The 19,100-nt window shown below is 70.7% G+C and carries 17 protein-coding genes and 2 tRNA genes; 15 read left to right on the plus strand and 4 right to left on the minus strand.

Annotated elements, in window-relative coordinates; genetic code table 11:
• The first annotated feature begins 15 nt into the window (after nt 1-15).
• The 7 genes from JNO54_RS02285 (at nt 16) to JNO54_RS02315 (ending at nt 6,572) form a co-directional block, all read left to right on the plus strand.
• Nucleotides 16-828: an IclR family transcriptional regulator gene (locus tag JNO54_RS02285; RefSeq protein WP_204142434.1), complete on the plus strand. Its 813-nt coding sequence runs from the start codon at nt 16-18 to the stop codon at nt 826-828.
• Between the two features lie 391 nt (nt 829-1,219).
• On the plus strand, nt 1,220-2,014 hold the full coding sequence (locus tag JNO54_RS02290; RefSeq protein ID WP_204142435.1) for a 2-keto-4-pentenoate hydratase: 795 nt from the start codon (nt 1,220-1,222) through the stop codon (nt 2,012-2,014).
• Nucleotides 2,015-2,034: 20 nt separating this feature from the next.
• A complete protein-coding gene (locus JNO54_RS02295) occupies nt 2,035-3,036 on the plus strand; it encodes an acetaldehyde dehydrogenase (acetylating) (protein ID WP_204142436.1) in 1,002 nt (333 codons plus the stop codon).
• Entirely contained in the window at nt 3,033-4,130 is a 1,098-nt protein-coding gene (gene dmpG, locus JNO54_RS02300) for a 4-hydroxy-2-oxovalerate aldolase (protein WP_204142437.1), read from the plus strand. The genes JNO54_RS02295 and dmpG overlap by 4 nt, the downstream gene beginning before the upstream one ends.
• On the plus strand, nt 4,130-4,924 hold the full coding sequence (locus JNO54_RS02305; RefSeq protein ID WP_204142438.1) for a 2-keto-4-pentenoate hydratase: 795 nt from the start codon (nt 4,130-4,132) through the stop codon (nt 4,922-4,924). The genes dmpG and JNO54_RS02305 overlap by 1 nt, the downstream gene beginning before the upstream one ends.
• Nucleotides 4,924-5,127: a tautomerase family protein gene (locus tag JNO54_RS02310; RefSeq protein ID WP_204142439.1), complete on the plus strand. Its 204-nt coding sequence runs from the start codon at nt 4,924-4,926 to the stop codon at nt 5,125-5,127. Before JNO54_RS02305 ends, JNO54_RS02310 begins: the two co-directional genes overlap by 1 nt.
• Nucleotides 5,124-6,572 carry an aldehyde dehydrogenase gene (locus tag JNO54_RS02315; protein ID WP_204142440.1) on the plus strand — a complete coding sequence of 483 codons (1,449 nt, stop codon included), beginning with the start codon at nt 5,124-5,126 and terminating at the stop codon, nt 6,570-6,572. Before JNO54_RS02310 ends, JNO54_RS02315 begins: the two co-directional genes overlap by 4 nt.
• Nucleotides 6,573-6,621: 49 nt before the next feature.
• Here JNO54_RS02315 and JNO54_RS02320 read toward each other — a convergent pair whose 3' ends face one another.
• Entirely contained in the window at nt 6,622-8,544 is a 1,923-nt protein-coding gene (locus JNO54_RS02320; protein WP_204142441.1) for a cation:proton antiporter, read from the minus strand.
• Nucleotides 8,545-8,609: 65 nt separating this feature from the next.
• On the opposite strand from JNO54_RS02320, the gene JNO54_RS02325 reads away from it, so the two are divergent.
• The 8 genes from JNO54_RS02325 to JNO54_RS02360 all read left to right on the plus strand — a co-directional run bounded on the left by JNO54_RS02325 (nt 8,610) and on the right by JNO54_RS02360 (nt 16,457).
• Complete coding sequence (locus JNO54_RS02325) at nt 8,610-9,506, plus strand: signal peptidase II (protein ID WP_204142442.1); 897 nt, start codon at nt 8,610-8,612, stop codon at nt 9,504-9,506.
• A gap of 4 nt (nt 9,507-9,510) precedes the next feature.
• Nucleotides 9,511-10,392 carry a serine hydrolase gene (locus tag JNO54_RS02330; RefSeq protein ID WP_204142443.1) on the plus strand — a complete coding sequence of 294 codons (882 nt, stop codon included), beginning with the start codon at nt 9,511-9,513 and terminating at the stop codon, nt 10,390-10,392.
• A 335-nt stretch (nt 10,393-10,727) separates the two neighbouring features.
• Nucleotides 10,728-12,902, plus strand: a complete 2,175-nt coding sequence (gyrB, locus tag JNO54_RS02335; protein WP_204142444.1) for a DNA topoisomerase (ATP-hydrolyzing) subunit B — start codon at nt 10,728-10,730, stop codon at nt 12,900-12,902.
• Nucleotides 12,903-12,953: 51 nt separating this feature from the next.
• Nucleotides 12,954-15,551, plus strand: a complete 2,598-nt coding sequence (gyrA, locus tag JNO54_RS02340; protein WP_204142445.1) for a DNA gyrase subunit A — start codon at nt 12,954-12,956, stop codon at nt 15,549-15,551.
• Nucleotides 15,548-16,006, plus strand: coding sequence for a DUF3566 domain-containing protein (locus JNO54_RS02345; protein WP_307818017.1), 459 nt, complete (start codon nt 15,548-15,550; stop codon nt 16,004-16,006). The genes gyrA and JNO54_RS02345 overlap by 4 nt, the downstream gene beginning before the upstream one ends.
• A gap of 58 nt (nt 16,007-16,064) precedes the next feature.
• Nucleotides 16,065-16,138, plus strand: a tRNA-Ile gene (locus tag JNO54_RS02350).
• 41 nt (nt 16,139-16,179) lie between these two features.
• Nucleotides 16,180-16,359, plus strand: coding sequence for a DLW-39 family protein (locus JNO54_RS02355; RefSeq protein ID WP_204142446.1), 180 nt, complete (start codon nt 16,180-16,182; stop codon nt 16,357-16,359).
• Between the two features lie 25 nt (nt 16,360-16,384).
• Nucleotides 16,385-16,457 (plus strand) — tRNA-Ala (locus tag JNO54_RS02360).
• Between the two features lie 122 nt (nt 16,458-16,579).
• Here JNO54_RS02360 and JNO54_RS02365 read toward each other — a convergent pair.
• The 3 genes from JNO54_RS02365 to JNO54_RS02375 all read right to left on the minus strand — a co-directional run bounded on the left by JNO54_RS02365 (nt 16,580) and on the right by JNO54_RS02375 (nt 19,073).
• On the minus strand, nt 16,580-17,671 hold the full coding sequence (locus JNO54_RS02365) for a hypothetical protein (protein ID WP_204142447.1): 1,092 nt from the start codon (nt 17,669-17,671) through the stop codon (nt 16,580-16,582).
• A 90-nt stretch (nt 17,672-17,761) separates the two neighbouring features.
• Nucleotides 17,762-18,553: an anti-sigma factor gene (locus tag JNO54_RS02370; protein WP_204142448.1), complete on the minus strand. Its 792-nt coding sequence runs from the start codon at nt 18,551-18,553 to the stop codon at nt 17,762-17,764.
• Entirely contained in the window at nt 18,546-19,073 is a 528-nt protein-coding gene (locus JNO54_RS02375) for an RNA polymerase sigma factor (protein WP_204142449.1), read from the minus strand. The genes JNO54_RS02370 and JNO54_RS02375 overlap by 8 nt, the downstream gene beginning before the upstream one ends.
• Nucleotides 19,074-19,100: the final 27 nt, after the last annotated feature.

The raw sequence follows: 19,100 nt of genomic DNA on the forward strand, positions 1-19,100 counted from the left end.
TTGCGAGGAGCAACCATGGCCGCTCAGCCCGTCATCGAGACCGAGGACACCGCGTGGTACACCTCAACGCCCATGCGCAGCAGGCCTGCCGACGGCGGGCTGCGCTCCGTGACGACGGCGCTCGACGTGCTCGAGTGCTTCGCCGTCGACGGTGACCTCGGCGTCTCAGACATCGCGCGCCGGCTCGGCATCGCCAAGAGCACCGCGCACCGGGTGCTGACGACGCTCGCCGGACGGGGCTTCATTGAGCAGGACCCCGACAGTGGCCTCTACCGCCTCGGCCTGCACCTCTACGAGCTCGGGCAGCTGACGATCAGCCGCAACCCGCTGCGCCACGCGGCCCTGCCGACGCTGCGCCAGATCGCCTCCCAGACGAGCCTCACCGCCAACCTCGCGATCGCCGACGGCCCGGACGTCGTCTTCCTCGAGCGGGTCGAGCTCGGTGCCGGCGAGCGCATCCTCGGCCACGCCGGACGTCGCTTCCCCGCGCACGTCACGAGCTCGGGCAAGGCGATGGCCGCCTTCAGCCTGACCCTCGACCGGGCCCGCCGGGAGGCCGGCTTCCCGCCGCGGGTGCGGGCGACCGTGCGGACCGAGCAGGACTGGGCCGGGGAGCTGGCCCGCGTCCGGGCGAAGGGGTATGCCCTCGCCTCCGACGAGTCCTTCGACGGCGTGACGACGATCGCCGTCCCCGTGCTGCGTGGGGAGCACGCCATCGCCGCGATCTCGGTCTTCGGCCCGCACGAGAGCGTCACCCCCCGGGTCGACCGGATCGTCCCCCTCCTCGTCGCCGCCGCCCGGCGTATCTCCCTCAACGCCCCCCACTGACCACCGCGGCTTCCTCACCCCTTCGCCCCCCACCCCCCTCCTTTCGCACGAGCCAAGGCTCCTGCGATGGGGGTACCGCCGAACGACTCGCACGAGCCAAGGCTCCTGTCCGTTTCTGGGTAGGAGCCTTGGCTCGTGTGAGTCCGGGGGTCCCGTGCTGGGGTACGAGCCTTGGCTCGTGCTAAGGGGGTTCAGGGGGGTGTCGGGGTGGTCTGAGGCGGGTGTCCCGCTGATCGGAACAGATAGATAGCCGGGCCGGGAGGTGCTGCGGGAGGCTCGATGCGTCGCACCGCAGCGTCACCCCACATCGTTCCCACGGCCGGAACGAGACTCCCGACCCGGTGCCGGCATCCCTAGTTTTGACAGCAGTCCGCACCGTCGAAGGAGACCCATGGGCGAGCCGAGCCAGATCCAGCAGGAGGCAGCGCAGCGCCTCCTCACGGCCTACGAGAAGCACACCCCGATCCCGCCGCTCACCTCGGACTTCTCCGAGCTGACCGTCGAGGACGCCTACGCCATCCAGCTCGAGCAGGTGAAGCGCTGGACCGCCGACGGCCGGACCATCGTCGGTCACAAGGTCGGTCTCACCTCGGCCGCGATGCAGAAGCAGCTCGGCGTCACCGAGCCCGACTTCGGCCACCTCCTCGCCGACTTCGTCTACAGCGAGCACGAGGCGGTCCCCGCCGGTCGGTTCCTCCAGCCGCGCGTCGAGCCTGAGATCGCCTTCGTCCTCGGCGCCCCGCTCGCCGGCCCGGGCGTCACGGTCACCGAGGCCATCGCCGCCGTCGACTACGTCATCCCGGCTCTCGAGATCGTCGACAGCCGCGTCGCGGACTGGAAGATCACCCTCGCCGACACCATCGCCGACAACGCCAGCTCGGGCGGCTACGTCCTCGGATCCACCCCCACCCCGCTCCACGAGGTCGACCTACGCCTCGTCGGCTGCAACTTCTACCGCAACGGCAACGTCGTGGGCACCGGCGCCGGTGGCGCCGTCCTCGGCTCGCCGATCACCTCGCTCGTGTGGCTCGCCAACACCCTCGGCCGGCTCGGCACGACCCTCGAGGCGGGCGAGGTCATCCTCCCCGGCTCGGTCACCTCGATGAGCCCGGTCGCCCCGGGCGACACCTTCACCGCGACCTTCGCCGGCCTCGGCAGCGTCACGGCCCGATTCGCCCGCGACTGAGTCCCGAAAGGACCACGACAATGACTGCACGCACCAAGGGGACCGCCGCGATCGTCGGCCCCGGCAACATCGGCACCGACCTGATGTTCAAGCTCATGCGCCGCTCGGAGGTCATCGAGCCGCGCTACATGATCGGCGTCGACCCGGCCTCGGACGGCCTGCGTCGCGCCAAGAGCGTCGGCCTCGAGGCCAGCCACGAAGGGGTCGACTGGCTCCTCGCGCAGGACGAGCTGCCCGACGTCGTCTTCGAGTGCACCTCGGCGAAGGCCCACGCGGCCAACGCGCCGCGGTACGCCGAGGCCGGCATCCTCGCCGTCGACCTCACCCCGGCCGCCGTGGGTCCCTACCTCTGCCCGCCGGTCAACCTCGACTTCAACCTCGACGCGACGAACGTCAACATGATCACCTGCGGCGGCCAGGCCACGACCCCGATCGTCGCCGCGGTCTCCTCGGTCGTCGACGTCCCCTACGCCGAGATCGTCGCCTCCATCTCGAGCAAGTCCGCCGGCCCCGGCACCCGCGCCAACATCGACGAGTTCACCGAGACCACCTCGGAGGCCCTCGAGGTCGTCGGCGGCGCCAAGAAGGGCAAGGCGATCATCATCCTCAACCCCGTCGAGCCGCCGCTCATGATGCGCAACACCGTCTTCTGCGCCATCCCCGAGGAGGCCGCCGAGGCGGGCGAGCTCAACGACAAGGTTCGCGCGTCCATCGCCGCCATGGTCGAGCGGGTCCAGGAGTACGTGCCCGGCTACCACCTGCGCGCCGAGCCGCAGTTCGACCACGCGCGCGACCTGTGGAACGGCATGGCCCGGGTCACCGTCCCGATCGAGGTCAAGGGCCGCGGCGACTACCTGCCGGACTACGCCGGCAACCTCGACATCATCACGGCGGCCGCCGCCCGCGTCGGCGACATGATGGTCGCCCACCGCCTGGGCGTCGACTCCGGCTGGGTCGCCGCCGACGCGTCGACCGATGCCGCCGCCACCACCCCTTCGACCACCCAGGAGGTCTCGGCATGAGCGCCCTCAACGACCCGACGCACCCCATCCCCGACTTCACCGGCGACGTCGACGTCCGCCTCACGGACACGACCCTGCGCGACGGCTCGCACGCCATGTCGCACCAGTTCACCGAGGAGCAGGTCCGCACGACGGTCCGCGCCCTCGACCAGGCCGGCGTCCAGGTCATCGAGGTCACCCACGGTGACGGGCTCGGCGGCTCGAGCTTCAACTACGGCTTCTCCGCCGTCGACGAGATGTCGCTCATCAAGGCGGCCAGGGCCGAGGCGGAGCAGGCCAAGATCGCCGTCCTCCTCCTCCCCGGTCTCGGCCGGGTCCACGACCTGCAGCAGGCCCGCGACAACGGGGCCGACATCGCCCGCATCGCGACGCACTGCACCGAGGCCGACGTCTCGATCCAGCACTTCGGTGCGGCCCGTGACCTCGGCATGGAGACCGTCGGCTTCCTCATGCTCAGCCACATGATCAGCCCCGAGGCCCTCGCCAAGCAGGCGCGGATCATGGTCGACGCCGGGTGCCAGTGCGTCTACGTCGTCGACAGCGCCGGCGCGCTGATCCTCGAAGACGTCTCCGACCGCGTGGAGGCGCTCGTCTCCGAGATCGGTCAGCACGCCCAGGTCGGCTACCACGGGCACCAGAACATGTCCTTCGGCGTCGCCAACTCGGTCCTGGCCTACCGCGCGGGCGCCCGCCAGATCGACGGCTCCCTCTGCGCGCTCGGCGCCGGTGCCGGCAACTCGCCGACCGAGGTCCTCGCCGTCGCCTTCGAGCGGCTCGGGATCAGCACCGGCGTCTCGGTCGACGGCATCCTCGGCGCTGCCCAGGACGTCGTCCGGCCCTACATCCGCCGCCTCCCGTGGATGGACCGCAGCTCGATCACGCAGGGCTACGCCGGCGTGTACAGCTCCTTCCTCATCCACGCGGAGCGGGCCGCCGAGCGCTACGACGTGCCGGCCCACGAGATCCTCCAGAAGGTCGGCGAGTACGGCTACGTCGGCGGCCAGGAGGACATGATCATCGACGTCGCTCTCGAGCTGCAGAAGGCTCGCGAGCTCGACATGGGCGACCTTGCCGCCCTGGGAGCGGGTGCCTGATGGCCAACCAGAAGTGGGACATCGAGTCCGTCGCCGCCGAGCTCCTCGCCTGCGAGGACGAGCGCCGCGACCGCGTGAAGTTCACCGACGAGTGGCCCGAGCTCGACGTCGAGACCGGCTACATGATCCAGGACCTCAACCTCGAGAAGCGCCTCGCCCGCGGCGAGAAGCTCATCGGCGTCAAGCTCGGCCTGACCTCCCGCGCCAAGCAGCAGCGCATGGGCGTTGACACCCCCTTCGTCGCCTGGCTCACTGACGCCATGATCCTGCCGGCCGGCGACCCCGTGCCCCAGGACAAGCTCATCCACCCGCGGATCGAGCCCGAGATCGTCTTCGTCATGGGTGAGCGGCTCGAGGGCCCCGGCCTGACCGGCGCCCAGGCCATGGCGGCCGTCGCCTCCGTCCACGCCGGCGCCGAGGTCATCGACAGCCGCTACAAGGACTTCAAGTTCGGCGCCGGCGACGTCATCGCTGACAACGCGAGCTCTGGGGCCTTCGTCACCGGCGGGCTCGGCCTCCCGCCGGGCGAGATCGACCTCGGTCTCGAGGCGGTCCTCGTCGAGGTCGACGGCGAGATCGTCGACTCCGCGACCGGCGCAGCCGTCCAGGGCCACCCCGGTGAGGCGCTCGCCCTCGCGGCGAACGACCTCGCGAAGCGCGGCCTGGCCATCGAGGCCGGCTGGATCGTGCTCACCGGTGGCATGACCGACGCGGTCCTCGCCCCGCCCGGATCGACCGTCGGCTGCCACTTCACCAACCTCGGGTCGGTCTTCATCAGCGGCGGCGAGATCTGATGCCGCTCGTCGAGGTCACCCTCACCGAGGGCCGCGGACCGGAGAAGATCCGCTCCCTCATCTCCGCCCTCACCGAGGCGGTCGTCGCCACCGACGTCGCCCCCAAGGACAACGTCCGCGTCATCGTCCGTGAGATCCCGCGCGAGCACTTCGCCGCGGGCGACGTGACGATCGCCGAGCGACAGGGAAGGAACAACCCATGAGCGCCGTGTCGTCTGAATTCTTCGGGCACATCATCGACAACGAGGAGGTCGAGTCGCTCGACGGCGGCCGCTTCGACGTCTACAACCCGTGGACTCAGGAGGTCTGGGCGCAGGCCGCCGAGGGCAGCGCGGCCGACGCTGACCGGGCGATCGCCAGCGCCCGCAAGGCCTTCGACGAGGGTCCGTGGCCCCGGATGGGCCGCGTCGAGCGCGCCAAGCTCATCCACAAGCTCGCCGACCTCATGGAGGAGCGGGCCGAGAAGATCGCCACCCTCGACAGCACCAACATGGGCAAGCCCCTCGCTCAGGCGCTCCACGACGTGGGTCGCTCGGTCGCGAACTTCCGCTTCTTCGCCGACCACCAGCGTGACCACGTCGGCTCGGTCTTCCCGATGGACTCCGGCCACCACACGTACAGCGAGTTCGGCCCCGTGGGTGTCGTCGCGGCGATCAGCCCGTGGAACTTCCCGCTGATGATGGCGACCTGGAAGATCGCGCCGGCCATCGCGTGGGGCAACACCTGCATCATCAAGCCGTCCGAGGACACCCCGGCGTCGGTGACCCTGCTCGGTCGCCTCGCGGTCGAGGCCGGCTTCCCGCCCGGCGTCCTCAACGTCCTCAACGGTCATGGCGCCCCGGCGGGCTCCTCGCTCACCGGTGACGACCGCGTCGACCGGGTGACCTTCACCGGCTCCTCGCAGACCGGCAAGGCGGTCATGGCCTCGGCCGCGACCCACCTCGCCCCCGTCTCCCTCGAGCTCGGCGGCAAGGGCGCCAACGTCGTCTTCGACGACGCCGACATCGACAACGCCGTCTACTGGGCGGTCGAGGCGATCTTCCGCAACAGCGGCCAGATCTGCCTCGCCGGCTCGCGCCTCTACGTCCAGTCGGGCATCTACGACGAGTTCATGGAGCGCTTCCAGGCCGCGGCCGAGGCGCTGCCGATCGGCGACCCCTTCGACCCGGGCACCAAGTTCTCCGTCCTCGCGAGCAAGCGACACTTCGACAAGGTCAAGAGCTACGTCGAGGGTGTCGAGGGCGACGGCGGCACGATCCGCACCGGTGGCGTCGACGACCAGGGCCGCTGGCTCGTCCGCCCGACGATCATCGAAGACCTCCCGCTGGACGCCTCGGCGTACTGCGAGGAGATCTTCGGCCCGGTCTGCGTGGTCAACAGGTTCGACACCGAGGACGAGGTCGTCCACCTCGCCAACGACACCCGCTACGGCCTCAACGCGATGCTCTTCACGGAGAACCTCTCCACGGCGCACCGCGTGAGCAGCAAGCTCAAGGCCGGCACGGTCTGGGTCAACTGCTTCTTCATCCGCGACCTGCGGACTCCCTTCGGCGGCGTCGGCGACTCCGGCGTCGGGCGCGAGGGCGGTGACTTCAGCCGCGAGTTCTTCACCGAGCCCAAGGCCGTCGTCATGCAGATCAAGCGCTGAGACCACAGGGAAGGGGGTGTGCCGGGCTGGCCCGGCACACCCCCTTCGCTCATGCCTGGGTGCCGTTGCCCTCGGGGGTGCGCCGGGGCAGCAGGGCGACGACATGGGTGGCCGTCTCCGGGAGGCCGGTCTCCTCACGGGCCACGGTGACCTTGCCCGAGGGTGTGACGAGGAAGAGGACGACGGCGTCGTCGCCGTAGCGCTCGGCGAAGTCCTCGCCGGTGAACTCCTTGGACAGCCGGGTCCGGCGCACCTGCATGCCGTCCTCGTGCCGCTGGCTGATCTCGTCGAAGGTCAGCGGGGGGTCGAAGGCGAGCCGCGCGGCCAGGTGGTCGCTCGGCCGGCGCTTGCTCGACGCCGCGGAGGTGTCGGCCCGGCGCAGCTGGTACGTGTGGGCGCTGCCGAAGAGCGAGCTGTACTCCCGGGCAACCGTGGAGTTCATCTCGTCGTCGGCGGTGACGGCGAGGAGGTGGCCCATGCCGGAGGGGTCGAGCTCGTCGCTGGTGATGTCGGAGAGGATGTGCCCGTAGTACGTCTCGAGGCCGCGCTGCCGGGCCGCGCGGATCCCGGTGTAGACGTGGCTGACGACCCGGACGGGGACGCCGAGCTCCTTGAGCTGCTCACCGGCGTCGATGACCCACGGCGCCGACCCGGCGAAGAGCACCCCCTGCGGAGAGGTCGAGGCGAGTCCCAGCCGCTCGGCGAGACGGCCCACGCCGAGGCCGTAGATCGCGACCGTACCGACGACGACGAGGAAGACGAGGGGGACGAGTCCCTGCGCCTGCCCGGCGAGCCCGGTGAGGTCCTCGGCGCGGGCGGTCAGGGCGTCGGCATCGGCGGCACCGCTGGCACGGGCTGCACGGGCGGCTGCGGAGACCTCCTGCGCGCGGTGGCCGATCTCGATGGCGAAGATGCTCGTCACCGCGGCGGCGACGATGCCCCGGGGGGCCATGAAGGCCAGGAGGGTGCGCTCCCGGACGTCGGAGTCCGATCCGCGCAGCGAGAGGTAGACGCTCACCGGCCGCACGACAAGGACGAGCAGGGCGATGAAGATCGCTGCCTCGGGGGCGATCTCGACGATCTGCTCCCAGCTGACGAGACCGCCGAGGAGGATGAAGAGCGAGCCGACGAAGAGCACCTGGAGGTGCTCCTTGAACTCCACGACCCGGTGGAGGTGGATGTCCGGCGAGTTGGCGAGGTAGACGCCGAGGACGGTGATCGTCAGCAGGCCGCTCTCGGCGGCGACCATGTTGGAGGCGACGAAGACGGCGAGTGCGACGGCGAGGAAGAAGACGCCCTGGAGGAAGTCGGGGATGAGGTGCCGCACCATGGCCATCCGCAGCAGGTGGCCGACGCCGATGCCTAGCCCGACCCCGAGGATCACCGTGACGAGCAGCCCCCGGGCCGCGGCCTCGAGGGGCGAGCTGCCGGCCCCGACGATGGCCTGGAGGACGAGGGTGGCCAGGACCGCGCCGATCGGGTCGACGACGATGCCCTCCCAGCGCAGCAGGGCGGCCGTGCGGCGGGTCGGCCGGAGCTGGCGGACGATCGGGTTGATGACCGTCGGGCCGGTGACGACGAGCAGGGCGCCGAGGAGCACGGCCAGGCGGGGCTCGACCCCCGCGACCCAGGCTGAGAGCGCGATGAGCGGGGCCGCGATGACGACGGTGAGGGTGCACAGCCGCAGCACGCTCTGACCGAGGTCACGGACCTGCTGGATCTTCAGCGAGAGCGACCCCTCGAAGAGGATGATCCCGACCGTCAGCGAGACGCCTGCGTAGAGGACGTCCTGCCCGACGACGCTGACGGCGTCGATGACCGTCCCGAGACCGAAGCCGGCGATGAGCAGGACGAGGATCGACGGGATCTTCAGGTGCCAGGCGAGCAGCTGCGCGAGGGCTGCGATGAGGACGATGCCCGCGAGATAGCTCGCGGGCATGGCAGCGGTGAGGGTGTCGAGGAGGCCGTCCACGGGGCAGACGCTACGTGCTCCCTGTGGCAGGGTGGAGCGGTCCCGGCCACCGAGAGGACGTGATGATGGCCCGCGATCACCGTGGTGACGAACCCACCCCGCTCGAGCCGAACCCGCTCGACGACCTTCTCTTCGGCCGTGCGGACGAGGTGCCCCCGCCGGACCCGACCGAGGTGATCCCGCGCTCGAGCGAGCGACCCGGCGCGGAGGAGACCCAGGTGGTCCCCCAGGCCTCCCCCGGCCGCCCGCCGACCACTCCGGCCAAGACCCCTTCGTCGGTTCCCACCTCTGCGCCGGCCCCCGCGGCGGTCCGACCATCGGGCTCCGTCCCCGAGGACTGGTGGAGCGACGATGCCGCCCCGTCCCGCGGCGACGACGCGGCGGCCCACCAGGGTGGCGCGGCCACTCCCCCGCCGACCGCGCCGAGGCCGGCCCGGGCGCCGCTGCCTCGCATCCCCGAGGACCGGCCGCGCCGCGCCCGGGCGCTGGGTATCGTCCTGCTCCTCCTCGGCGCGCTCGCCGCCGGTGCCCTCATCGCCCTCGGGGTCCTCTACCTCATGGAGCGCGACGAGCCGGTCGCCTCCCCCACGACCTCGCAGACCTCGGAGCAGCCGCCGGCCGAGGAGGAGCCCACCGAGCAGCCGGCGGAGGAGCCGACCACGTCCTCGCCGACCTCCTCGGAGACGACCCCTCCCGAGCGCACCGGTGAGCTCCCGTCGGGTGCGACCGCGTGCGGCGGCCCCAAGGACGGCATCTCCGCGGGCCGGACCAACGACGTGACGTCCTGCCCCTTCGCCATGGCCGTCCGGGACGCCTACCTCGCCGCCGACCCCGGCGACGACGGCGCGGCGACGCTCACCGTGGCCAGCCCGGTGACCCTACGTAGCTACACGATGCGCTGCTCGGGCGCGGTCGTCACGACCTGCACCGGCGGCAACGACGCCTCCGTCGTCCTCTACTAGGCCCGTGCGCCGCCGGCTGCTCGTCGCCGTGACGGCGGCCTGCGTCGCGCTGAGCGGCTGCGGCGCCGTGCGGGTGAGCGTCGAGCGCGCCCCCTCGCCCACCACGGACGAAGGGGTGCCCGCCCCGTCGTGCTCCCCCTCGCCGTCGTCGTCGGGCCGGGTGGTTGTCGGAGCCGAGGCGCGCCGGGCCCTGGAGCGGGTCGTCGAGGACCATCCGGAGGTCGCGATCTCCCTCGCCCCGGTCGGCGGGGACGGCACCCCGGTCACCGTCGGGGCGGACGAGACGCTCCCCGCCTGGTCGACGATCAAGGTGCCGCTGGCGCTCGCGGCGCACCGGGCGCACCCGAAGGACGCCGCGGCCCGCGCCGACATCGAGGCCGCGATCACCGTGTCGGACAACGAGGCCGCGGCCCGGCTGTGGACGGGGCTCGGAGAGCCGGCGCAGGCCCGGCGGGCCGTCGAGCGGGTGCTGCGCGAGGCCGGCGACCGCACCACGCGGGTCCAGGACCGGCAGGTGGTCGCGGGGTACTCCCCCTTCGGCCAGACGCGGTGGCGGGTCGAGGACCAGGCGCTCTTCCTCGCCGGCGCCGCGTGCGCGCCGGACGCGGCGGTGGTGACCGACCCGATGGGCCGGCTGGTCGGCGGCCACACCTGGGGACTGGCCGGGTTGGACGGCGCGGTGGCGAAGGGGGGATGGGGGCCGACCGCGGACGGGTACGTGCTGCGGCAGATGGGCCTCCTCCCCGGGGCGAAGGGGGGTCGTCTCGCCGTGGCCGTCCAGCTGCGCACGAGCGACCACGCGACCGGGACCGCGCTGATGGACGAGGTCGCGGCGGTCCTTGCGGAGCACGTCGCGGACCTCCCCGGCGGCCGCTGCCCGCCCTGACCTCACCATCTCGCACGAGCCAAGGCTCGTGCCCTCCCCTGACCTCACCATCTCGCACGAGCCAAGGCTCGTGCGCTTCCCGGACCCAGCTCGTGGCGGTACGAGCCTTGGCTCGTGCGAAGGGTCGTTGCTCGCCGCCCTGGTGGGCGCTGCGAGAAGGCGTCTCAGGGCCCTTAAGGGGGTGGGCGGCATACGGGGAGTCGTGAGGCGGGGATTTCGCCGCTCAGATCGGCCGCCACGGGCCTGCAAATGCGTGCGTTGTCGTCATGGAGCGGTAAGATCTGACGGAGATCACGACACCGGCTGACGGCGCGCGCAGGCGCGCCGTCCCCATGATGACGAGGAGACCTGTGGCAGAGCAGCAGGGCGACAACGAGACCTTCTCCGCCGCCGAGGCGGAGCAGGCACGGGTCGAGCAAGAGGAGGCCGCCACGGCGGCCCTCGCCGCGGAGGGCAAGGACCCCTCGGCCTACGACGCCAGCGCCATCACGGTCCTCGAGGGGCTCGAGGCGGTCCGCAAGCGGCCCGGCATGTACATCGGCTCGACCGGTGAGCGGGGCCTGCACCACCTCGTGTGGGAGATCGTCGACAACTCGGTCGACGAGGCTCTCGCCGGCTACGCCGACTCGATCGTCGTCACCCTCATGGCCGACGGGGCGGTGCGGGTCAAGGACGACGGTCGTGGCATCCCCACCGACGTCCACGTGGGCGAAGGGGTGAGCGCGGTCGAGCTCGTCCTCACCCAGCTCCACGCGGGCGGCAAGTTCGGCGGCGGCGGCTACAAGGTCTCCGGCGGCCTGCACGGTGTCGGCTCCTCGGTCGTCAACGCGCTCTCGACCCGTCTCGACGTCTGCGTCCGGCAGAAGGGCTACGCCCACCGGATGACCTTCGACAACGGCGTCGCCGTCGCTCCCCTGGAGCGCATGGAGGAGACGCAGGACACCGGCACGACGATCACCTTCTGGGCCAACCCGGACATCTTCGACTCCGTCGAGTACGACTACGAGACGATCCGCGCCCGCTTCCAGCAGACCGCCTTCCTCAACAAGGGGCTGTCGGTGACGCTCATCGATGAGCGCGTCGAGCAGCGGCCCACCGCCGGCGAGGACAGCGACCTCGACGAGGACCTCGACGCCGTCGACGCCGACATCACCGAGGTCGAGGACGAGGAGGCGGCGCAGGAGGGCACGGCGAAGACCAGGACCGCGCGCACCGTCACCTACAAGTACGACGGCGGGCTCGTCGACTACGTCAACCACCTCGTCGGCAGCAAGAAGGCCGAGCCGGTGACCAACAGTGTCATCGCCATCGAGACCGAGGACACCGAGCGCTCGCTCGCCCTCGAGATCGCGATGCAGTGGACCTCGGCGTACAGCGAGTCGGTGCACACCTACGCCAACAACATCAACACGCACGAGGGCGGCACCCACGAGGAGGGCTTCCGCGCGGCGCTGACGAAGATGATCAACGACTTCGCGCGCAAGCAGGGCCTGCTCAAGGACAAGGACGACAACCTCACCGGTGACGACATCCGTGAGGGCCTGACCGCGGTCATCTCGGTCAAGCTCGGGGAGCCGCAGTTCGAGGGTCAGACCAAGACCAAGCTCGGCAACTCCGAGGTCAAGGGCTTCGTCCAGCGAGCCATGACCGACGAGTTCGGCCACTGGCTCGAGGCGCACCCGAACGACGGCAAGGACATCGTCCGCAAGGCCGTCCAGGCGGCGACCGCCCGTATCGCGGCCCGCAAGGCGCGCGACGCCACCCGCCGCAAGGGTCTGCTCGAGTCCGGCGGCCTGCCAGGCAAGCTCTCGGACTGCCAGAGCAAGGACCCGACGGTCTCCGAGGTCTACATCGTCGAGGGTGACTCCGCCGGTGGCTCGGCCAAGGCCGGCCGCAACCCGGAGAACCAGGCGATCCTTCCGATCCGCGGCAAGATCCTCAACGTCGAGAAGGCCCGGATCGACAAGGTCATGGCCAACACCGAGGTCCAGGCGCTGATCTCCGCCTTCGGCACCGGCATCGGCGAGGACTTCGACATCGACAAGGCGCGGTACCACAAGATCGTGCTCATGGCCGATGCCGACGTCGACGGGATGCACATCCGGACCCTGCTGCTCACGCTGCTCTTCCGCTTCATGAAGCCGCTCATCGAGGCCGGCTACGTCTACCTCGCGCAGCCGCCGCTCTACCGCCTCAAGTGGAGCAACCACGAGCACGAGTTCGCCTTCTCCGACCGCGAGCGCGACGCGATGGTCGCCGAGGGGCAGAGCCAGGGCTGGCGCCTGCCGAAGGAGAACGCCATCCAGCGCTACAAGGGCCTCGGCGAGATGAACTACCAGGAGCTGTGGGAGACCACGATGGACCCGGACACCCGGACCCTCCTGCAGATCACCCTCGACGACGCGGCCGCCGCCGACGAGATGTTCTCGATCCTCATGGGCGAGGACGTCGAGTCCCGCCGCTCCTTCATCCAGAAGAACGCGCGCGACGTGCGCTTCCTCGACATCTGACGCGCGGCACTCCCCCCTTCGCCCCGCTCCCCCTTCGCACCAAGGTGACCGATGACTGACACGCCTGACACCCCCATCACCGACCGGATCGACCCGGTCGACCTCAACACCGAGATGCAGCGCAGCTACATCGAGTACGCGATGAGCGTCATCGTCAGCCGCGCCCTGCCGGACGTCCGCGACGGCCTCAAGCCGGTGCACCGTCGGATCGTCTACGCCATGTACGACGGCGGCTACCGCCCCGACCGTGGCTACAACAAGTGCAGCCGCGTCGTCGGCGACGTCATGGGGCAGTACCACCCGCACGGTGACACGGCGATCTACGACGCGATGGTGCGGCTCGTGCAGCCGTGGTCGCTGCGCTATCCGCTCATCGACGGGCAGGGCAACTTCGGCTCGGCGGGCAACGACGGCGCGGCCGCGCCCCGGTACACCGAGTGCAAGATGGCCCCGATCGCGCTCGAGCTCGTCCGCGACATCGACCAGAAGACCGTCGACTTCGTCCCGAACTACGACGGCAAGACGATGCAGCCTGACGTGCTGCCCGCGCGCTTCCCCAACCTGCTCGTCAACGGCTCGGCCGGCATCGCCGTCGGCATGGCCACGCAGATCCCGCCGCACAACCTGCGCGAGGTCGCGGACGCCGCCCAGTGGCTGCTCGCGAACCCCGAGTCCTCCCGCGAGGAGCAGCTCGAGGCCGTCATGGCGCGGGTCAAGGGCCCGGACTTCCCCACCGGCGCGCTCATCATGGGCACGCGCGGCATCGACGACGCCTACCGCACGGGCCGCGGCTCGATCATCATGCGCGCGGTCGTTGAGGTCGAGGAGATCCAGGGCCGCACCTGCCTCGTCGTCACCGAGCTGCCCTACCAGGTCAACCCCGACGCGCTCGCGCTGAAGATCGCCGACCTCACCAAGGAGGGCAAGCTCGCCGGCATCGCCGACATCCGCGACGAGACCTCGGGCCGGACCGGCCAGCGTCTCGTCATCGTGCTCAAGCGCGACGCGGTCGCCAAGGTCGTCCTCAACAACCTCTACAAGCACACCCAGTTGCAGACGAACTTCGGCGCGAACATGCTCGCCCTCGTCGACGGGGTGCCGCGGACGCTGCCGATCTCGGCCTTCATCCGGCACTGGGTCGAGCACCAGGTCGAGGTCATCGTGCGCCGGACGCAGTACCGGCTCGACAAGGCCGAGGCCGAGATCCACATCCTGCGCGGCCTGCTCAAGGCGCTCGACGCGCTCGACGAGGTCATCGCGCTCATCCGCCGCAGCCCCACGGTCGAGGCGGCCCGCGACGGGCTCATCGAGCTGCTCGACATCGACGAGCGGCAGGCCCGGGCGATCCTCGAGATGCAGCTGCGTCGCCTCGCGGCCCTCGAGCGGCAGAAGATCATCGACGATCACGACGCCCTCGAGGCGCAGATCATCGACTTCACCGACATCCTCGCCAAGCCGGAGCGGCAGCGGAGCATCATCTCCGAGGAGCTCCAGGAGATCGTCGACCGCTATGGCGACGACCGGCGCTCGCGGATCATGCCCTTCGACGGCGACGTCGCGATGGAGGACCTCATCCCCGAGGAGGACGTCGTCGTGACGATCACCCGCGGCGGCTACGCCAAGCGGGTCAAGGTCAGCGAGTACCGCAGCCAGCGTCGTGGCGGCAAGGGTGTGCGGGGCGCGACCCTGCGCGGGGAGGATGTCGTCGAGCACTTCGGGACGACGACCTCGCACCACTGGCTGCTCTTCTTCACCAACTTCGGCCGGGTCTACCGGGCGAAGGCCTACGAGCTGCCGGACGCGAGCCGGGACGGCAAGGGCCAGCACGTCGCGAACCTCCTCGCCTTCCAGCCGGAGGAGAAGATCGCGGCGGTCATGGCGATCAAGGACTACGAGGCCGCCCCGTACCTCGTCCTCGCGACCCGCAACGGTCTGACGAAGAAGACCCGTCTCACCGAGTACGACTCGCCCCGCTCGGGCGGTCTCATCGCGATCAACCTGCGCGACGGTGACGAGCTCGTCTCGGCCGGGCTGGTCTCGGCGGAGGACGACCTGCTCCTCGTCTCGCGCAACGCCATGTCGGTGCGCTTCCACGCCACGGACGCGCAGCTGCGGCCGATGGGTCGAGGTACGAGCGGTGTGACGGGCATGAAGTTCCGCGACGGCGACTCGCTGCTCTCGATGCAGGTCATCCCGGCCGGCACCGACCCGGACGTCTTCGTCGTCTTCGAGAACGGTGTCGCCAAGCGCACCGCCGCCTCGGAGTGGACGGCGAAGGGGCGCGGGACGCTCGGTGTCATGGCGGCGAAGTCCGGCAAGGGCGGCCAGCTCGTCGGGGCGCTCACCGTCGACGAGGGTGACGAGGTCATGGTCGTCATGGAGAAGGGCAACATCGTCCGCTCCGCGGTGGCCGAGGTCTCCCGCACGGGCCGCAACACGATGGGTGTCTCCTTCGCCACGCCCCGCAAGGGCGACTCGATCGTCGCGGTGGCCCGCAACGTCGACCGGGGTGTCGCGGACGAGGTCGAGGCCGCGCTGGAGGGTGACGCGGTAGCGTCTGACCCTGCAGCAGCAGAGGTCGAGGGCGAGAGCCCGGCGACCGACGCGACGACGGATGGTGGGACGGACGTCCCCGGAGGTGACGAGTGAGCGACACGACGGTGATGCAACCGCGTGACAGCGAGACGGCGAAGGGGTCCGGCCCGGCCCGCCCGGCGGCGTCGCGTCCTGCGCGGGGTGGGCGGCGCGTCAAGCTCATGGTCTCTCGCGTCGACCCGTGGTCGGCGATGAAGGTCGGCTTCCTCCTGTCGGTCGCGCTGGGTATCGCGATGGTCGTCATGAGCGCCGTGCTGTGGAGCCTGATGTCCGCGATGGGCGTCTTCGACTCGGTCAACAGCCTCGCGAGCCAGATCATCGGTGAGGGCTCCGGCCAGGAGTTCGACATCATGGACTTCCTCGGCTTCGGGCGGGTGCTCTCGCTCTCCGTCGTCATCGCGGTCGTCGACGTCATCCTGCTCACCGCGCTCGCGACGCTCGGCGCCTTCCTCTACAACATCGTGGCCAGCCTCGTCGGCGGTCTGCACCTCACCCTGACCGACGACTGATCCGCGTTTTGGCCGCCGCGCACCCCGTGAGGTAATCTCGGGCGTCGCGTCAGCGCACGGGCCTATAGCTCAGACGGTTAGAGCGCTTCCCTGATAAGGAAGAGGTCAGAGGTTCAAGTCCTCTTAGGCCCACCCACTCCCCCTTCGCCGCCGGCGATCCTTCGGAGGTCACGATGAAGAGGCTCCTCGTCCTCGCTGCTGCCGCCGCAGGCGCTGCCTATGTCCAGCGCAAGCTCGAGCAGCAGCGCTCGGAGAAGGACCTCTACGCCGCGGCCTCCGCCGGCCGGACGCGGACCGCGGACCCCGCTCCGCCGAAGGACGTGTGGGCGGCGGCGACGGACTCCCGGGTCTGATACCAGCGACAACTGAAGAGCCCTCGGGGGCGTGGCGCAATTGGTAGCGCACCTGCTTTGCAAGCAGGGGGTTAGGGGTTCGAGTCCCCTCGCCTCCACCGAGTGAGAGACGGTCCCTGACCTCCAGCGTGCACAGATCGCTGTCCAGCGGTCGCAGCCGCGGATATTACGTGCCAACAGCCGTGAGACGGCGATCCATGCACACTCAGCGACCTGCGGCTCAGATCTTGTCCGCCGTCCGGCCGGTTGGCTTCTGAGGTGCTGCCTTCTTCGTCGCCCTCTTCCTCGAAGGCTTCGCCGCCGGCACCACCTCGAGGATCGAGGGCAGCGAGGCGTAGAAGGGCTCCAGGTGAGCCCGGACCCGTTCCTCGAGCAGCCCGCTGGTCCGGGCGTGCTCCAGGCCGGGACGGATGATCTCGAGGACATCGGCGACGACGGACTCCACCGCGATGCCCCACTCGTCGAGGAGCTCGCCGATCGGCCGCTCCGCGTACCACTCGAGAGCCGCGTGGGTGACCGACTCGACGACCTCGGCGATCACCCCTTCGTCCTGCCAACGGCGGATCACCGGGCCGAGGGCGAGGAGGAGCTCGCGGGTCCCCCCGGGGTCCGCCACCGCGAGGAGCTCCCCGGTCCGCCGGTCTGCGATCGTCGTCCAGACCTCCTCGGCCATCTCGGTGAGCAGCTCAGGGGTCAGCGTCGCCTCGAGGTAGCGGCGGCTCTCCCGGAGGGTCTCGCTGAGGTTGGCCTCGACGAAGGCGGTGAGCCGACGGTCGACCCCGTCGCCGAGTCCCGGGGCGGCGGTGCTCATCGTCTTCTGACCGAACCTCACCAGCGTCGAGGCACCTGGCACCCTGCGGGCCACGACGTTCTCCGTGAGGAGGTAGCCCTTGACCCCCTGGTAGAGCACGTGGGAGACGAGCTTGCGGTAGCCCGTGCTCTCCGTCACCGCGGCGATGACGGCGTCCCGCACCGAGCGCTCGTCGGCGAGCAGGCTGACGAGCGCGTCGTAGTCGGCGGCGTCGACGAGCTCGGCGACCGGCGCGTCGAAGCTCGTGAGGACCTCGTGCCCCGCGGCGACGACGTCGGCGACCACCTCGAGGAGCGCGTCGCCGAGGTCCAGCCCGGCGACGAGCTGCCCCACGGCGCGGGCCGTCGGCTCCGCGGGCGCGACCTCGGCGACGGAGGTCCCGGCGAGCCGCTGCCGCACCGCGCCGGCGTGCTCCTGCACGGTCTCGTCGAGCCGGTCACCGCTCCACCGGGCCAGCTCGAACGCGACATGGGCCTCGAGCAGTGCCTGGGGGTCCGTCATCCCTGCACGCTAGCCGAGGTGGGGTCGCCGGCGGGGTCCCAGCGCACGCGGCCGCACGAGGCCCGCCTCGCCCGACCGGTCGCACGCACCTCAGGCGTCCAGCGCGCCCCGGGCCAGGGAGTCACCCGAGTGCTCAGGCTTGTCGTCGTACGGCTCTCGCGAGATGTCGACGATGGTGTAGCCCTGGTCGATGAGCTCCTGGGTGACCTGGTAGTCCCGGCGGTCCTGGCCGTCCATGACGCCGATCGAGACCATCCTCGTGCCGTCGGCGTTGATCAGCCACAGCTCGAGGTATCCCTCGCCATCTGGGATGGAGTCCGGCACGACCCTCACCGCGAGGTTCTCGCCGGTCCGGACGAGCTGCGCCTGACCGCGCGGGACGGCGGCCGGGTCCACGGTGCGCAGCTGGGCCACCCGCTGCACCTCCTCCTGCGGACCGGTGGCCATCTCTCGCCCCAGCGAGATCCCCAGGACCAGGGCTGCGGCCGCAGCCAGCCACGGGAGCGAGCGCCGCACGAGCGCCGGACCCGCCGATCGGGGTGCGGGGGCGCCGGCCACCTGTGCCGGCGGCACCGAGGTCAGCGGCACCCCTTCGCCCTCGCGCAAGGTGCTCGAGATGCGCGACCAGACGTCGTCGGCCGGGTAGCTCCAGACCATCGAGAGGTCTGCGTCAAGGGTCTCCGAGAGCGGTCGGCTCTCGCCCGGCAGACGCCCGGACGCCAGATCCCTCAGCTCGGCGTGCACGGTCGTGCACCGGGGGCACCCGGCGAGGTGGGCGGAGACCGCGGGGTCTGGGACCAACCCGTCCTGGACGTCGATCGCGTGCCCCGCCAGGTCCTCATCGGTCGGGTGGCTGACTGTGCGCTCGTGCTGATCACTCATCGACAGTCACCTCCTTCAGCTGCTCGCGCAGGTGGATCAGACCCCGGCGCGCGTGACTCTTCACCGTGCCGAGGGGGATGTCTAGACGGTCGGCGACCTCGGCGTGCGTCATGCCGCCGAGCACGGTCATGCGCAGGATGGCGCCGCGGGGATCACCCATCGCCTCCAGCTCGGCGATGACGGCGATCTCCAGGGTGCGGTCCCTGGTCTGGCCCTCGCCACCGGCGACGTGCTCCTCCGCCGCCACCGCCCGCAGCCGCCGGGCCTCGCGGCCACGGGCGGTCAGGGCGTCGGCGACCTTGTGGCGGGTGATCCCGAGCAACCAGGCAGGCAGGGCCGTCGGCGAGGGTTTGATCGTGCGCGCCCCACGCCAGGCCGCGAGGAACACCTGCTGGGTGACATCCTCGGCGTCGGCACGGTCACCGAGCGAGCGCAGTGCGATGGTGTAGACGAGGTGGCCGTAGTGTCGGTAGATCTCCTCCACGGCGTGCGGGTCGCCCGCGCTCAGGGAGAGGGACATCTGCTCTCGCCTCTCCGGCGTGACCTC

Origin of the sequence: Janibacter endophyticus (assembly GCF_016888335.1) — a bacterium.
Lineage (GTDB): Bacteria > Actinomycetota > Actinomycetes > Actinomycetales > Dermatophilaceae > Marihabitans > Marihabitans endophyticum.

Bases quoted from the DNA above. Each gene is read 5' to 3' on its own strand.
- JNO54_RS02285 (WP_204142434.1), top strand. From the start codon at position 16: ATGGCCGCTCAGCCCGTCATCGAGACCGAGGACACCGCGTGGTACACC.
- JNO54_RS02315 (WP_204142440.1), top strand. From the start codon at position 5,124: ATGAGCGCCGTGTCGTCTGAATTCTTCGGGCACATCATCGACAACGAG.
- JNO54_RS02370 (WP_204142448.1), bottom strand. From the start codon at position 18,553: ATGAGTGATCAGCACGAGCGCACAGTCAGCCACCCGACCGATGAGGAC.
- JNO54_RS02305 (WP_204142438.1), top strand. From the start codon at position 4,130: ATGGCCAACCAGAAGTGGGACATCGAGTCCGTCGCCGCCGAGCTCCTC.
- JNO54_RS02325 (WP_204142442.1), top strand. From the start codon at position 8,610: ATGGCCCGCGATCACCGTGGTGACGAACCCACCCCGCTCGAGCCGAAC.
- JNO54_RS02375 (WP_204142449.1), bottom strand. From the start codon at position 19,073: ATGTCCCTCTCCCTGAGCGCGGGCGACCCGCACGCCGTGGAGGAGATC.
- gyrB (WP_204142444.1), top strand. From the start codon at position 10,728: ATGACGAGGAGACCTGTGGCAGAGCAGCAGGGCGACAACGAGACCTTC.
- JNO54_RS02355 (WP_204142446.1), top strand. From the start codon at position 16,180: ATGAAGAGGCTCCTCGTCCTCGCTGCTGCCGCCGCAGGCGCTGCCTAT.
- JNO54_RS02310 (WP_204142439.1), top strand. From the start codon at position 4,924: ATGCCGCTCGTCGAGGTCACCCTCACCGAGGGCCGCGGACCGGAGAAG.
- dmpG (WP_204142437.1), top strand. From the start codon at position 3,033: ATGAGCGCCCTCAACGACCCGACGCACCCCATCCCCGACTTCACCGGC.
- JNO54_RS02295 (WP_204142436.1), top strand. From the start codon at position 2,035: ATGACTGCACGCACCAAGGGGACCGCCGCGATCGTCGGCCCCGGCAAC.
- JNO54_RS02290 (WP_204142435.1), top strand. From the start codon at position 1,220: ATGGGCGAGCCGAGCCAGATCCAGCAGGAGGCAGCGCAGCGCCTCCTC.
- JNO54_RS02365 (WP_204142447.1), bottom strand. From the start codon at position 17,671: ATGACGGACCCCCAGGCACTGCTCGAGGCCCATGTCGCGTTCGAGCTG.
- gyrA (WP_204142445.1), top strand. From the start codon at position 12,954: ATGACTGACACGCCTGACACCCCCATCACCGACCGGATCGACCCGGTC.